This is a genomic window from Comamonas sp. GW821-FHT11H03, from assembly GCF_058807955.1.
The window spans coordinates 65034-79466 of the sequence record NZ_JBXARF010000013.1 but is presented as its reverse complement, the minus strand read 5'-3'; the positions used below and the strand labels follow the sequence as shown (position 1 = coordinate 79466).

11 protein-coding genes are annotated in these 14433 nt (G+C 63.7%); 6 read left to right on the top strand and 5 right to left on the bottom strand.

Annotated elements, in window-relative coordinates:
- Positions 1 to 48: 48 nt before the first annotated feature.
- Together fghA and AC1RTQ_RS22640 are read right to left on the bottom strand one after the other, a co-directional pair.
- Positions 49 to 900: an S-formylglutathione hydrolase gene (gene fghA, locus AC1RTQ_RS22645; RefSeq protein WP_492879083.1), complete on the bottom strand. Its 852-nt coding sequence runs from the start codon at positions 898 to 900 to the stop codon at positions 49 to 51.
- Between the two features lie 264 nt (positions 901 to 1164).
- Entirely contained in the window at positions 1165 to 2286 is a 1122-nt protein-coding gene (locus tag AC1RTQ_RS22640; RefSeq protein WP_492879081.1) for an S-(hydroxymethyl)glutathione dehydrogenase/class III alcohol dehydrogenase, read from the bottom strand.
- A 625-nt stretch (positions 2287 to 2911) separates the two neighbouring features.
- Here AC1RTQ_RS22640 and AC1RTQ_RS22635 point away from each other — a divergent pair.
- The 4 genes from AC1RTQ_RS22635 to AC1RTQ_RS22620 all read left to right on the top strand — a co-directional run bounded on the left by AC1RTQ_RS22635 (position 2912) and on the right by AC1RTQ_RS22620 (position 6067).
- Positions 2912 to 4207 (top strand): GGDEF domain-containing protein, encoded by a 1296-nt coding sequence (locus AC1RTQ_RS22635; protein WP_492879079.1) that lies wholly within the window; start codon positions 2912 to 2914, stop codon positions 4205 to 4207.
- 318 nt (positions 4208 to 4525) lie between these two features.
- Positions 4526 to 5173 (top strand): YbhB/YbcL family Raf kinase inhibitor-like protein, encoded by a 648-nt coding sequence (locus AC1RTQ_RS22630; protein ID WP_492879077.1) that lies wholly within the window; start codon positions 4526 to 4528, stop codon positions 5171 to 5173.
- A gap of 12 nt (positions 5174 to 5185) precedes the next feature.
- Positions 5186 to 5893, top strand: coding sequence for an AraC family transcriptional regulator (locus AC1RTQ_RS22625; protein ID WP_492879075.1), 708 nt, complete (start codon positions 5186 to 5188; stop codon positions 5891 to 5893).
- Positions 5894 to 6067: a helix-turn-helix domain-containing protein gene (locus AC1RTQ_RS22620; RefSeq protein WP_492879073.1), complete on the top strand. Its 174-nt coding sequence runs from the start codon at positions 5894 to 5896 to the stop codon at positions 6065 to 6067.
- A gap of 216 nt (positions 6068 to 6283) precedes the next feature.
- Here AC1RTQ_RS22620 and AC1RTQ_RS22615 read toward each other — a convergent pair whose 3' ends face one another.
- Complete coding sequence (locus AC1RTQ_RS22615; RefSeq protein ID WP_492879071.1) at positions 6284 to 7072, bottom strand: hypothetical protein; 789 nt, start codon at positions 7070 to 7072, stop codon at positions 6284 to 6286.
- A gap of 179 nt (positions 7073 to 7251) precedes the next feature.
- Between AC1RTQ_RS22615 and AC1RTQ_RS22610 the strand changes: the two genes are divergently transcribed.
- Entirely contained in the window at positions 7252 to 8274 is a 1023-nt protein-coding gene (locus AC1RTQ_RS22610; RefSeq protein ID WP_492879069.1) for a GlxA family transcriptional regulator, read from the top strand.
- A gap of 51 nt (positions 8275 to 8325) precedes the next feature.
- Here AC1RTQ_RS22610 and AC1RTQ_RS22605 read toward each other — a convergent pair whose 3' ends face one another.
- Entirely contained in the window at positions 8326 to 8781 is a 456-nt protein-coding gene (locus AC1RTQ_RS22605) for a helix-turn-helix domain-containing protein (protein WP_304349879.1), read from the bottom strand.
- Positions 8782 to 8934: 153 nt separating this feature from the next.
- Between AC1RTQ_RS22605 and AC1RTQ_RS22600 the strand changes: the two genes are divergently transcribed.
- Positions 8935 to 9444, top strand: coding sequence for a hypothetical protein (locus AC1RTQ_RS22600; RefSeq protein ID WP_492879067.1), 510 nt, complete (start codon positions 8935 to 8937; stop codon positions 9442 to 9444).
- 98 nt (positions 9445 to 9542) lie between these two features.
- On the opposite strand, the gene proA is transcribed toward AC1RTQ_RS22600, so the two are convergent.
- Positions 9543 to 14339 (bottom strand): anti-phage protein ProA, encoded by a 4797-nt coding sequence (proA, locus tag AC1RTQ_RS22595; protein ID WP_492879065.1) that lies wholly within the window; start codon positions 14337 to 14339, stop codon positions 9543 to 9545.
- Between the last annotated feature and the right edge of the window lie 94 nt (positions 14340 to 14433).

Here is a 14433-nt window from a genome sequence, read left to right as displayed (position 1 = left end):
CTGACAGAAGGGCCCAGCAGCGCCAATGGTCGGGCCACGCCCGCAGTATCAGGCGCCCAGTTGCTGCGCATGGTGGCGCAGGTGGTCGTCGACAAAGCTCTGGATGAAATAGTAGCCATGGTCATAGCCCGCATGCCGGCGCAGCGTGAGCGGCTGAGCGGCCTGGGCGCAGGCGGCTTCGAAGGCCTCGGGCAGCAATTGCTTTTCGATCAGGAACTTGTCGGCCAGGCCCTGGTCGATGAGGATGCCTGCGGGGAAGGGCGCTGCGGTCTGCGCGCTCATCAGCTCGCTGGCGTCATGCCTGGCCCATTCGGCCTTGTCGTCGCCCAGATAGCCGCCGAACGCCTTGTGGCCCCAGGGGCAGTTGATGGGGTTGGCAATCGGTGCAAAGGCCGAGACCGACTTGAACCGGCCGGGGTGGCGCAGCGCCAGGGTCAGCGCGCCGTGGCCGCCCATGCTGTGGCCGAAGATGCCCAGACGCTGCAGATCCACGGGCAGCTTGCTGCCGACCAGGGGCAGCAGGTCGTTGAGGATGTAGCTCTCCATGCGCCAGTGCAGCGCCCAGGGCCGGGTGGTCGCGTCCAGGTAAAAACCGGCGCCCACACCAAAGTCCCAGCTGTCGGCCTCTCCCGCCAGACCCGCGCCGCGCGGGCTGGTATCGGGGCAGATCAGGGCGATATTGAGTTCGGAGGCCAGGCGCTGGGCTCCGGCCTTGATGAAGAAGGTCTCTTCGGTACAGGTCAGGCCGGCCAGATAGAGCAGGGCCGGCACCTTCTCGCCCATCACGGCCTTGGGCGGCAGATAGACCGAGAACTTCATGGCGAGGCCGATCTCGGAACTATGGTGTTCGTAATAGCGCTGAGCGCCACCAAAGCAGGCGTGGGCGTTCTTGAGTTCCATAGCGCTTAATCCTAAAAGAATAGCTGCAAGCGCTTATTTATAAAGCATTTGCAGTAGTTTTATATCTGAAAACCAGTCAGTGCCTGCGCAAGCAGCTATGAAATTAAAAGTGCAGGGGATGGCACTAAAACTGGCGCATCCTAAGTAAGGGGCAGCAAGCAAGGGCCTGGGCGGCCCACTGCCCCGTAGCGATGCGGTCGTCCCCTCTCCCGAAGAGAGAGGGGGAAGGCGCGGGGCCAGCCAGGCGCAACGCCTCAGGGGGCGTTACTCCGCGTCAGCGTAGTTGACAACGCTACGAATCGACTTGCCCTCGTGCATCAGCTCGAAGGCTTCGTTGATGTGCTTCAGGCCCATGGTGTGGGTGACGAAGGGTTCGAGCTGAATCTTGCCGGCCATGGCATCTTCCACCATGCCGGGCAGCTCGCTGCGGCCCTTGACGCCGCCAAAGGCCGTACCCAGCCACTTGCGGCCGGTCACCAGCTGGAAGGGGCGGGTCTTGATCTCCTGGCCGGCTCCGGCCACGCCGATGATGACCGACTGGCCCCAGCCGCGGTGGGCGCATTCCAGCGCGGCACGCATCACGTCCACATTGCCGATGCATTCGAAGCTGTGGTCCACGCCCCAGCCGGTCATCTCGACGATCACTTGCTGGATGGGCTTGTCGAAGTCCTTGGGGTTCACGCAGTCGGTGGCGCCAAAGGTCTTGGCCAGCTCGAACTTGCCGGGGTTGGTGTCGACGGCGATGATGCGGCCGGCCTTGGCCAGCTTGGCGCCCTGGATCACGGCCAGACCGATGCCGCCCAGGCCGAACACGGCCACGGTGTCGCCTTCCTGCACCTTGGCGGTGTTCTTGACCGCGCCCAGACCGGTGGTCACGCCGCAGCCCAGCAGACAGACCTGCTCGGGGTTGGCATCGGGGTTGACCTTGGCCAGCGAGACGGCGGCAACCACGGTGTATTCGCTGAAGGTGGAGCAGCCCATGTAGTGATAGATGGGCTCGCCGTTGTAGCTGAAGCGCGTCGTGCCGTCGGGCATCACGCCCTTGCCCTGGGTGGCGCGCACGGCCACGCACAGATTGGTCTTGCCGCTCTTGCAGAACAGGCATTCGCCGCATTCGGCGGTATAGAGCGGAATCACATGGTCGCCAGGCTTCACGCTGGTCACGCCTTCGCCCACTTCCACCACGATGCCTGCGCCTTCGTGGCCCAGCACGGCGGGGAAGATGCCTTCGGGGTCATCACCGCTCAGGGTGAAGGCGTCGGTGTGACAGACGCCGGTATGGGTGATCTTGACCAGCACCTCGCCAGCCTTGGGCGGCGCGACGTCGATCTCGACGATTTGCAGGGGTTCTCCGGCTTTGAAGGCTACGGCGGCGCGGGATTTCATGGGCAGGTCTTTCTTGGAAGGCTGAGGATGCGGTGGCTGCCCGGGGCGGGGCCGAGGCCTGGCTGGGCGTACCGGTTGTGAAGTGTGAATGTAGGCGATCCCGCAGCCCTGTGGAAATTCGTGGCCGCAGATGGCCGCTCTTTGGCCGAATGTCACACGGTTCGCCGGGGCGTCTTGCGCTGGCCGGCGATGCCATGGCATCGAATGCTCTGGGCGGCCTGCGGGGCGGCCGATACCGGCAGGGGCCGCCAGACAGGCCCGCCGGTGTGCGGGCCACCTCGTCACAGATGGGGCATGGAGCTGGCCGGCGCGGGGTGCTCCATTGCGAGCGTCGATGCCTCTCTGCGGCTGCAAGCGGGCTCATGCAACGGCGACGAGTTGCTGCCAGGCGATCTGCGCAAGGCCAACCGCTAACATGCGAGGAGGCTTGTGCAATCGCACTTGCACCCGCACGCGATGCGTGCAACCGGGAGACATCTTGCAATGTGGGTGTCCACTTTCGAATGATTCCAACCGTCAAAAGGGTTTGCACCAATGTTTGCCGAGTGTCGGCAACGCAGACTTGTGTGGTTAACCATTTTTCTAGCAGCCTTTGATTTCGATTCTCCGATTGATTGCAGTTGCCTTGGACCAACTTGAGGTGGCAGTGTGCATCTTTGACGCCAAAGACAGAACCCTGCTTTGGAACGATACGTTTTTGCAGTTTTTCCCCGAGCATGCAGGCCTCGTCTATGCGGGAGAAGACTACCGAGAGAATTTGCGGCGCTTTTACCTGCGCAGGCTCCCCGAAGACGAATTGCCGCACCTGGGTCGCTACATCGAGGAAGGTCTTCAGCGGCATCACCACCAGCATCGCGCCTTTGAATTCGACCACTATGACTACCGTGTTCGAGTGGCTTCAGTGTCCCTGGGAGCCTTCGGGCGGATCAGGGTGTGGCGCAAGACGGCTCCCTTGCTCACGGGGATGCAGGACAGAATGAGCCCGAAGCAGGTGCCGCTGCCACACCAGATGTCGACAGACACTGCGATGGCCCTCGAGAGCCTGGCTGACGGCATCTTGATGGTGGATGCGCAAGACAAGGCGGTGTGGGCCAACCACTCTTTTCTTCAGCTCTACAGCTTTCCTGGCTCCGAGAGTCTTCGCACGCTCAGGTTCGAAGCCATCTATGCAAAGGCTTGGCGCCATGTGCAACCCACGCCTGAATATGAAGCCGGACTGTCCGTTCTCAAAGAGCGGCAGCGCTTTTCCGGGGCTCCCTATGTACTGGCGCTGCCACATGATCGCTGGGTGCGGGTTGTGGAGCTGCGCGGGACTCAGGCCAATGGCTGCAGCTTTTTTTCGCACGTCGACATCACCGTGTCCCGACGGCAACAAGAGGAGCTGAGGCAGCTGACGACGCATCTGGAGTCCTTGGCGGGAAAAGATCCCCTGACCAACCTCGTGAACCGCAGACGCTTTGACGCAGAACTGGAGTCGGAGTGGCGCAGGGCGCACAGATCGGGCTCGACCCTCTCGCTGCTCATGTTGGATGTGGATCACTTCAAACATCTCAACGATACCTTTGGCCATCCGTTTGGAGATGAGGTGCTCAGGTGTTTTGCCTCTCTGCTGGCGCACTGCGTACAACGCTCCGGAAGCCTTCTTGCGCGCTACGGAGGGGAAGAATTCGCCGTGCTGCTATCCGGTACAGACTTGTCCGGTGCAGCACAGCTTGCTGAATTCATCAGGCAGCAGGTTGAGCTGATGTCCCTGGGTAACGAGAAAACCAGACTGGTGCGAATCACGATCAGTATTGGGGTTGCGTGCGCAAGCGGATCTGAGCTTGAGTCGTCAGCCTCCGCGCTCATTGACAGGGCGGACAGGGCCCTGTATGCAGCCAAGGAAAAAGGGCGCAACCAAGTGTGCCTTGCCAGACAATAGGGCTGCCAGGCTGCCATTGCTTTCGCTCGCCGCTCGCCGCTCGCCGCGCGCGGCGCATCAGCAAGGCACATGCTCCGTTTCGAGGGTATGCCGGGGGTCTTGTGAAGCGCCTGCCACCGCACAGTAGTCTTCGCGCATGCCGGCCACGCTGCTGACGATGCGGCGACAGCGAACGCTCTGATCCAGATGCATCCGAATTGACAGGATGCGTGAATCGATTGATCGGATTTGGAGCTTTCGGGCGCGCTTGATTTCCTACACTGGTGCAGGACGTCGATGCACGTCACACCCGCTCAACTCCCGCAAGGACGGATCCCCATGCAACTTATCAGCCAGAGTTTTCAAGATGGTCAGCGCATTCCTGGCGAATTCGCATTCGCAGTGCCTGATGCCGTATCCCATGTGGCCCTGTCGTCCAACCGGAACCCGCATCTGGCCTGGAGTGACGTGCCGGATGGAACCCGGTCATTTGTCCTCGTCTGCCATGACCCCGACGTGCCCAGCAAGGGCGATGATGTGAACCAGGAGCGCCGGGAGGTTCCGTTTTCCCTGCCCCGTGTGGACTTCTTTCACTGGCTGCTTCTCGACATTCCGGCCCATGTCAGGTCCATCGCCGCAGGCGCTCATTCGGACGGCGTGACGCCAAGGGGCAAGACTGGAGCCGCCGCGCCAGAAGGATGGCGTCACGGCCTGAACGACTACACGGGATGGTTTGCCGCCGACGAACAGATGAAGGGGGACTACTTCGGCTATGACGGCCCTTGCCCGCCCTGGAACGACACACGGATCCATCATTACGTGTTCACCGTCTATGCCGTGGCGACGCCCACGCTGGAGGTGTCCGGGGCCCTGACGGGTGCGAATGTGCGTGCGGCACTCGCATCGGCCGAGGTGCTTGGACAGGCCCGCCTCACCGGGGTCTACAGCCTCAATCCTGCGGTCTCGCTGCCGACCGGCGTCCGGTAGGAAAAGTCTGCAATGGCAATGGCAATGGCAATGGCGAGGGCAGCCTCTCCGACACCGGAAAACCCGTCGGGGGAGCTGCCATGGCTGCTTCCCGTGGGTGCGCCCCAATGGCGGCGTGGCCTGTGCACCGTGGCCCAGCCTTGTCTGACGCAGGCACAGCACACGCCCCGCTTCCTGTTTCAGGATGCGACTGTGCTGCTCATTGCGGCGGGGCGACTGGACCTTGACGGCAGCATCGACCGGATCGCAGTGCAAGCCTGTACATCATTGCTGCTCGTCGAGGCCAATGCCTGTGCAGATCTGATCAAAACACCTGGAGGCATGGAGCAGCGTTTTCGCTCGATCTTTCTGACGCTGTCGCCAGAACTGCTTGCCGCTTTTCGCCGGGGACGCGCCATGGAGTCCGAGACTTTGCAAGCGTCTGCATCCTTTCGGAGGATTCCCTTGGACGCCGACCTCGGATCCTCGCTACAGCATGTGCTTGCGGGTGCAGGAGCCCGGCCGGTCAGTGACGAGCGCCTTCGATACCGGGCCATGGACTTTCTGGCGGCACTGGCCGAGCGCGGCTTCACATTCAGGCCACCCGTGGCACAGGGGATGTCCGGGCGGCTGCGCACCCTGATTGGCGAAGCACCCGGCCAGCATTGGACTGCACAGACTGCAGGAAAGGCGCTTGCCGTCAGCGAGGCCACGCTGCGCCGCCGCCTGGCGGGTGAATAGGTGCGGTTTGAGGAGGTGCTCAGGGATGTGCGCATGCTTCACGCCATGATGCTGGTGCAAACCACATCGCTGAGTGTCCTGGAGATTGCCCAGGCATGTGGGTACAGGTCACGCGCCCGCTTTGCCGAACGTTTCCGCACGCGCTTTGGATATCTGCCGTCGGCAGTCCGCTGATCTGATGCCGGCAGGGTTGCCTAGAAGCCCGTGATGGGGCGGCTGCGCCGCTTCAGACGCTGAAACTGTGGCGCGGGCGGCGTTGCAAGAGGTCTGCGCATTCACCCACGTCACTGTGGCGCGAGTCGATGTGGCGTGATTCGATGCAAGCCCGCCAGTGGCGGCGGCATGTTGTCGGGCGGGACGGCGTGTTCTGGCGCTGCGAGCGTCGCCGGCTCAATCCTCGTTCGGTATCAGTGTTCCCCATACCGGCAGCTGTGCGCCTGGCGGTGCCGGGCCGTCATAGGCGGGTTGCACCTCAATCGCGGGCTTGCCCGCCTGGCAATCGATGAACCCCCATTGACTGGGACGGTAGCGCGCCTCGGGGCCGTCAGGGGCTCCGACCAGAAACTCGGCCTGGATGTCATAGTCGATCAAGGGCACATGCAGGCTGGCGATATCGCCCTTGCGGCATTCCAGATAGGGGCGCTTCGGGTCGACTACCCAGGCGCCATAACCTGGCTGAGCGTCGGGATCGAAGTGGAATACCGGGCCGAGGCGCTGGTCGCGGGCCAGCTCCAACTCGCCGTTGCCGATGGCGCTGACCCAGGCGCCAGCGATCTGGACCGGCTGCGTGAAGCGCGCCGCACTCAGTCCTCGCAGACCCAGCGGTCGCTGGCGCTCGCCGTTGTCAAAGGCGTCGTAGCGATTGATCAGGGTGCCTTTGGGAAATAGCAGCTCGCCATAGCGGAAGTCCTCGGGCAGCACAAAGCGCTGTCGGCTCTCGCGATAGTGGGCCCGCAGCGTCACGGCCTCTTCAATCTGCACCAGCTTGCGCGCCAGCACCAGGCCCCATAGATCGCCGGCCAGCGCCAATATCGCCACCACCACGACGAACCAGTGCCAGAACGGCGGGCGTTCAGAGGCGGGTGTGTGCCTATGGCGCAGCCACCACAACAGCCCGCGCAGCAGCAGCCACAGGCTCAGGCCGGCTGCCACCCAGGGGGCGAGCAGCAGCAGCAACATCGGTAGGGTGAAAAGAGGTCCAGGAATCATGGGCAGAAAAAGGGGCAGAAGCCCCGGACTTTAGCAGTGGATGCACCTGCCAGAACCAGGTGCCGAGAGGGCTTGCGTATAGTCGGGGCTTGTGCGCTGCAAGTGCCTGCAGCGCTGGTTTTATATGCTCGAAATGCTCTGATTTTTGTATGGAACACCATCACGCTGGCGCCCACCGCGTCGATCTGGTTGTCTACCCCGGCTTCAAGGCGCTGGAGGCCATAGGTCCGATGTCCGTTTTTGACTATGCCAATGTGCATCTGCGGCACAAAGGCCTGCCTGATGGATATGCGGTGAGGGTGGTGGCGTCGCAGGCCGGTCTTGTGCCCTCGGACACGCTGATGGGCTTGCAGGCCAGCCATACTCTGGTGCAGGTCGAGGCCGAGGGCACGGGCTGCACGGTGCTGCTGGTGGGCGCACGCCATATCGAGCAGGTGCTGGCGGCTTCGCCTGAGCTGGTGGACTGGGTGGCGCGAGTGGCACCCGGGGTCGGGCGCCTGATCGCGCTGTGCAGCGGCAGTTTCTTTCTGGCGGCGGCCGGTCTGCTCGATGATCGCCGCGCGGCCACGCACTGGAGCGTGGCGGGGGCGCTGGCCCAGCGTTATCCGCGGGTGCAGGTGGATGCCGATGCGATCTATGTGTGCGACGAAATCAAAGACAGCGATGGCATGCGTCAGCTCTGGACTTCGGCTGGCGTCACGGCCGGCATTGATCTGGCGCTGGCGGTGGTGGAGCATGATTTCGGCCATGCGCTGGCGCTGCAGGTGGCACGTGACCTGGTCATGTATCTCAAACGTCCCGGCGGGCAGTCGCAGTTCAGCGTATCCCTGGCCGCGCAGGCTACGCAGCACAGCGCAGTGCAGGCCGCCCAGCAGTGGGTGCTTGAGCATCTGGACCAGCCCATGCCGCTGGCGCTGCTGGCGGGCAAGGCGGCGATGAGCGAGCGCAATTTTCGCCGCGTCTTTCAGCAGGAGACCGGCTGCAGTCCCAGCAGCTTTGTGGAAAACGCTCGCCTGGAGCGGGCCAAGCAGCTGCTGGAGAACCTGGGCTCTGTGCCCCTCAAGACCGTGGCCGCCAAGGTCGGGTTGGGTTCGGAGCAGGCGCTAAGACATCTGTTCGTGCGCAAGCTGGGTATCACACCTGTCGCTTACCGGGAGCGGTTCGGGGACTGATGGGCTCGCGGCATCCTGTTGTCGGAAGCAGCCGGTTTTTCGGCCAGCCGATCAGAACAGAGGGCTCTTGAAGAAATCCAGAGCGGCCTTGGCGGCCGCAAAATTGCGCTCGATCTGAGCCTGTTGCTCATCGTGGTTCGCGGTCTTGATGGCAGGCTCGGCGGCGGACTTCGCTCTCTTTGGCGCCGCAGCTCTTTTTCTGTCGAGGCAGGGTGTATCCAAGCGGGATGCGGGTGCCAGCGTTGGAGCCTTGGGGGCGAGCAGCCGGGTCAGATCCAGCTCGGGATTGAGCTGCCACAGGCAGGACACATAGGTCGCCATGGCAACGGCTGGGTCGCCGCGCTCTATGCGTGCCATGGTGGGCTGGGAAATACCCAGCCGCTGTGCCCACTGCGTCTGTGTTTCGCCCCGGCTCTTGCGCTGGGCCACGATGTGCTGGGCCAGCTGCGTTATCTGCAAAAGAATGGCGGGCGGAAACTCGGCGGGGCTGGTGTTCTGGCGAGGCATATGCCAATGGTAGGCAGATTTGGGGAGTGCTCAGGGCAAACAGGGCGCTCTTTGCATTGAGTCAGCAGTTTTCTTGACTGTCCTACGAAGAGGGCAGATCAAGTCTGCAAGTATGGACGGCGATGGATCGTCAACACGGTCCTGGAGTTGCTCATGAAGTTTGTTCACTGGCTCTACACCCTGACCCATTCGCTGATTGCCCTGCTGTTCGGCCTGGCGGCGTTGTGCCTGATCTGGATGGCCGTCACCAAGGCCTGGGCCGTGATTGCTGCCGGCCTGGAGCCGGAGGCCACGCTGCATGTGGTGGAGGCGCTGGGCATTCTGGCCTCAGGCGTGGTGGCGCTGCAGATTTCCCAGACCGTGGTTGAAGAAGAGGTGGTGCGCGACGCCCATATCAGCGGCCCGACAAGAGTGCGTCGCTTTCTCTCTCGCTTTATGGTGGTACTGGTGGTCGCCCTGGCCATCGAGGGGCTGGTTGCCACTTTCAAGGCCCAGGAGCAGCCCGAGAAGCTGCTGTATTCCGCTGCCCTGGTAGTTGCCGTCGGCATGCTCATGGTCGGCTGGGGGGTGTTTGTTCACCTGAATCGTTCGGCTGAGGAGTTGGAGCCCGAGGCCATGGAGGAGGCCAAGAGCGAGGACCGCAAGGTCAGCCACGACCACTGATGCAGAGCGTGGTGCAGGCATGTGGCCTGGTGCCATGAAAACGCCCTGAATTTCTTCAGGGCGTTTTCATTGGTGACTCAAGACTCAAGACTCGGGGCTCAGGTCGGCAGTCGATACAGCGTCCCGTTGAATGCCACGGCACCGCTGCCATGCAGCGCATCGAGCTGCGTCAGCACCAGCTCGCGTACCGGCGCGGTGACGGCGCTCAGGCCCAGCAGCCGGGCCACGGCGGTGGGCAGTTCCTCGCGCTGGCCGCCCAGGCTGGTTTTGAGGGCCTGGGCAATCGCTGCACGGATCTCGGCTGGCGGCAGGCAGTCGATGCGGCGCAGATTGGCCGAGCCTACCTCTGCGCGATTGCGCACCCGCACTGCTCGCCCCGGCAGGTCGAGAAACTCGCCATCGACGGCCAGCGCCTCATCGGCCAGCAGGGATTGCCGCGCTTGCTCCAGCGCATCGCGCACGCGGCTGCCGGCGCGTTGCAGGCCCCAGAGCGTTCGCATGCGGGTGACCAGCTCGTCAAAATGTATCGGTCCTTCCAACTCCACCGCGCGGCGCATCAGCTGGGCCAACTGCGCGATGGATTGCTGATGCAGCTCTCCTGCGGGAACGGCAAAGCGGGCTTCCTGATAGAGGCTGTCGTCAGCGGCTGCGGCCGATTCCGTGTCGGCGCTGCCGGCATCGGACAGCGCTGCCCGTTCTACGACTTCTGTGGCTGCCTGTGATTGATGGGTGGCGATTGCCGGCTGAACTGGTTCGGCATCCTTGCACTGCCTGGCCGCTTCGACGGCTGCCAGCACGCGCTCGGTCTGGGCGCGCGGCTGGCGGAACCAGTCGCAGCCCCAGATGCGCAGCAGCGTCCAGCCCTGGCTCTCCAGCACCGACTGGCGCAGGCGGTCACGGTCGCGCGCGCTGCGGCTGTGGTGATAGCTCATGCCGTCGCACTCGATTCCGAGCAGATAGCGGCCCGGCTGCTCGGGGTCGACCACGGCCAGATCGATGAAAAAGCCCGCAATGCCGATCTGCGTCTGCAGCTGCAGACCCTGGGCCGTCAGCGCTTCATAAACATCTTCTTCGAGCGGCGACTCCAGGTCGCGTCCGCTGACACCGGCCAGGGCCAGCTGACCGGTGGCCGCGTATTGCAGGAATACCTTGAGCGCAGCCACGCCCTTGCCCTTGCCGCGTTCCAGATCGATATCGTCGGCGGTGATGGACGAAAACACCTCGCAGCGCTGCTTGGCCCGCGAGATCAGCACGTTCAGGCGGCGCTCGCCTCCGTCGGCACTCACCGGGCCGAAGCGCATGGGCAGATAGCCCTGCGCGTTGCGCGCATAGGCCACCGAGATGAAGATCACATCGCGCTCGTCGCCCTGCACGTTTTCCAGGTTCTTGATGAAGAAGGGTTCGTTGGGATGGGCGACAAAAAAGGACTCGGCCTCGGGCTGCTGGCGACGCAGCAGTTCCAGCTCGTCCTGAATGGCGACTTTTTGCTGCAGCGAGAAAGCGGCCACGCCCAGGCTGAGCTGCGGCGACTGCTGTGCGTGCTGCATGATGGCGCGAGCAATGGTCTGGGCCTCGATGCGGTTGACGCGGCTGGCGCCGCTGTCAAAGCGGCCTTCGGGCAGATGGTGAAAGCGCAGCCCCATGCCAGAGCGGGCCGTGTAGGGGCTGGGCACGACGTAAAGGCCGCTGTTGTAGAACTGCTGGTTGGACACCGCGATCAGCGACTGGTGGCGGCTGCGGTAGTGCCAGCGCAGCATGAGCTGGGGCATGCCCTTGGCCAGGCACAGGCTCAGGATGCTTTCCACATCGGCTGCTGTGGCGATGAGCTGGCTGGCGTCCCCATTCTCGTCCTCGTCGTCGAAGTCGTCCTGCTCGCTGGTCATGCGCGAGAAAAATCGCGTGGGCGGCAACTGCCGGTCATCGCCCACCACCACCAGTTGCCTGCAGCGGGCGATGGCGCCCAGCGCGTCCACGGGCTCGATCTGGCTGGCCTCGTCAATCACCAGCAGATCGAACTCGACTGCACCAGGTTCCAGAAACTGGGCCACGGACAGCGGGCTCATCATGAACACGGGCTTGATGGCCTGGACGGCTTCGCCCGCGAGCTTGAACAGCTTGCGCAGGGGCATATGGCCGCGCTTGCGCGCAATCTCGCCATTGAGCACGCCAAGCGGGCCCATGCCGGATGCGCTGCGCGGCACCTGCTCGTAATGCGAGAGTGCCGACTGGGCGCGCGCGAGTTCGATGCGCTCCAGATCCAGCGCCCGGAACTGGCGCACCTTCTGGCTGTGCTGATCGCCGTTGAACGCGACCAGCTCGGGGTGAGCTTGAGTGGCCTGACGCAGCAGCGCTTCGTAATAAGCGCGCTCGAGGCTGGCAGCCAGGGTATCGAGCGCAATGGATTCACTCTCGAGCTGCTGCACCAGGGGGGCCATGCCGGCTGCGCGCGCCTGCTCCCGGGTGGCATGGTAGGAGGTCCAGTCCAGCAAGGCGTTGGGCTCGGCGAGCCATTGCGCAAGGCGTTCGCCAAAGTCGGTCAGCGCAATGCGGGCCAGGTCGGGGGCGTCAAAAGCCTCCTGCGTATCGAGCTGGTAGCCGCTGAGCAAGCTTTGCGCAGAGTCCTCGAATGCCTGCAGCGATGCACTGGCCTTGGCGGCCAGGTCCGCGCAATGTGCGGGCGATGGCAACTGGGCATAGAGCTGGCGAAAGGCGGCACTGCGCCCCTGTCCGTCGGGGCCGGCCATCCAGCCCAGCACGGCCTGCAATTGCGTCCAGTTGCTTTGCTCGCCCCGCCACAGGCTGCCAAAGGCATCGGCTCCCTGGGCCTGCTGCTGGCTCAGGCTCTGGCGCAGTTGCTGGGCTTCGATCAGGCTGTCGAGCAGACTCAGTCGTTGTGCGCGCGAGCTCGGCAATGTCGTCTTGAGCTGGCCTTTGAGGCTGGCCATCGCTGCGCGGTAGCCGCTGTTGAAAATGCGAAACAGCGAGTCGCCATGTGCCGCGATGCTCTGGCGCGGGGCGTTCCAGTCCGCCGTCCAGGCGGATTCGGCAAAGCTGCCGTGCAGGCTCTGTGCCTGCAGGCTGAACCGTGCGCCGCATTCCAGCAGTTTGCGCAACTGCTCCAGGCCCTGATCCCAGATGCTGCCGGCGACGGCCTGCCGGTCTATGGCGGGGGCACTGGCGAGCTGCTGCGCCAACGTGATCTGCTCATGCAGGGTCTGAATGGTTGGCGCTGCCGGCGCGCTCAGGGATTGCGCCAGCAGCTCGGCATCCTGCTGCAACCGGGCCAGCGTTGCTTGCAGCGCCGGCAGTTGCTGGGCGAATCGTTGTGCATCCAGCTTGAGCAGTGCCGGGTGGCATACGCCGCGCCACGGGTGCCCGGCCACCGGGCTCACCTTGGACGCCGCCTGGCGCAGCGCTTCGGCAATCTGCTGGCGTGAATGAAAGTCCTCGGGTGACCAGTTCTGTGCGCTTTGCAGCAAATCGGGCAGATGTGCGATCTGCACCGCATCCAGCCGCGCCAGCTGGCCCAGGATCTGGTAGGGCGTGAGTGCGCAGGGCGCGAGCGCCTGATGCATGGTCCGGCTGTGCGAGTTCAGCTGCTGCTGCACGTTGCTCAGCTCATGGATGATTTGCTCGCGGTGCTCCACTCGAGGTCTGCCCAGATCGCGCGTGGCCTTGAGCTCCTCCAGCACCTTGCGCTTGTTGGCATGGTGGCTGTGCAGTTCCAGGCAGGCGGGCCCAAGGCCCACGGCTTTGAGGCGGCGGTTGACCACCTCCAGCGCGGCCATCTTCTCCGAGATGAACAGCACTTTCTTGCCGTCGGCAATCGCCGCCGCAATCACGTTCGTGATGGTCTGGGACTTGCCCGTGCCCGGCGGGCCCTGAATGACCAGGTTTTCGCCGCGGCGCACGGCTTCGATGGCCAGTGACTGCGAGCTGTCGGCATCGACCACGTGGCGCTGGCTGTCCACGGGGATCAACTGGTCCACATCGGCGTCTTCGGGGAACAGGTGTTCGCGTGCCTCGAAGCCGTCCTGCAGTGCGGCGGCAATCAGTGCCTGCCGCTCAAGCTGCTTTTCCGGCGGCCAGGTCGCAGTGTCCAGATCGCGGTACATCAGGAACTTGGCAAAGCTGAAAAAGCCCAGCGTCATGGCGTCGGGCAACACTTGCCAGCCGGGCTGGGCTGCTGCCATGGTGGCGACCGCGGCCAGGTAGGCGCGGGGATCGAAGTCGTCGCCAGCATTGAATTCGGGCAGCTCCAGGCCGAAGTCGGCCTTGAGCTTGGCGGCCAGCGACAGGTTCTCCGCCGCATCCTCCTGCAGCCATGACAGGGTGAAGCGCTCGGCCGCGCTTTTGCGCTCCAGTGCCACGGGCAGCAGAATCAGCGGCGCAAAACGCGGTTTGTCAGGGGCATTGCGGTCAAACCACTGCAACTGACCCAGCGCCAGAAACAGGATGTTGACGCCCTGTTCCTCGATGAAGGTGCGGGCATCGGAATACATGTCCAGCAGCCGGCGCTGCAGCTTCTCGCTGGACAGGCGCGTCTGCAGTTTCAGGTCGCGATGGCGCTGGGCCACACCGCGCGCATCGAGCTGCTCGTCAACGCTTTCTTCGGGCTGGGGCAGGGCGAGGGCGGTCTGTGTCTCTTGGGCCTCTGAAGGGTCTGCGGCCGCTTGCTGCTCCTCGGCCTTTGCCGGCGCAAAGCTCATGGCCTTGCTTTCGCCCGCCAGCAGGCGATAGACCTCGTCCGTGCGTTCATCCGCAAAATGCAGCACGCGTGCCGTGGCGGCCTGAGGCAGGCTCAGCAGCCGGTTGCGTGTGGAGAGGTCCAGCAGCGCCTGGCGGCTTTTTTCGAGCTGGCGGGTGATGAGGGCAAAATTCGAGTCTGCGTGCATGGGGCATCAAAAAGCACAGTGAGCTGGCACTTTAGCGTGCTCTCTGGTGCTGATGATGCTGATTGGCAATGTGCGCACTGCGGTTCTGTACCCG

Excerpts from the sequence above, each read along its gene's own strand:
- fghA (WP_492879083.1), bottom strand. The coding sequence starts at position 900 with ATGGAACTCAAGAACGCCCACGCCTGCTTTGGTGGCGCTCAGCGCTAT.
- AC1RTQ_RS22640 (WP_492879081.1), bottom strand. The coding sequence starts at position 2,286 with ATGAAATCCCGCGCCGCCGTAGCCTTCAAAGCCGGAGAACCCCTGCAA.
- AC1RTQ_RS22630 (WP_492879077.1), top strand. The coding sequence starts at position 4,526 with ATGCAACTTATCAGCCAGAGTTTTCAAGATGGTCAGCGCATTCCTGGC.
- AC1RTQ_RS22625 (WP_492879075.1), top strand. The coding sequence starts at position 5,186 with ATGGCAATGGCAATGGCAATGGCGAGGGCAGCCTCTCCGACACCGGAA.
- AC1RTQ_RS22615 (WP_492879071.1), bottom strand. The coding sequence starts at position 7,072 with ATGTTGCTGCTGCTGCTCGCCCCCTGGGTGGCAGCCGGCCTGAGCCTG.
- AC1RTQ_RS22610 (WP_492879069.1), top strand. The coding sequence starts at position 7,252 with ATGGAACACCATCACGCTGGCGCCCACCGCGTCGATCTGGTTGTCTAC.
- AC1RTQ_RS22605 (WP_304349879.1), bottom strand. The coding sequence starts at position 8,781 with ATGCCTCGCCAGAACACCAGCCCCGCCGAGTTTCCGCCCGCCATTCTT.
- AC1RTQ_RS22600 (WP_492879067.1), top strand. The coding sequence starts at position 8,935 with ATGAAGTTTGTTCACTGGCTCTACACCCTGACCCATTCGCTGATTGCC.
- proA (WP_492879065.1), bottom strand. The coding sequence starts at position 14,339 with ATGCACGCAGACTCGAATTTTGCCCTCATCACCCGCCAGCTCGAAAAA.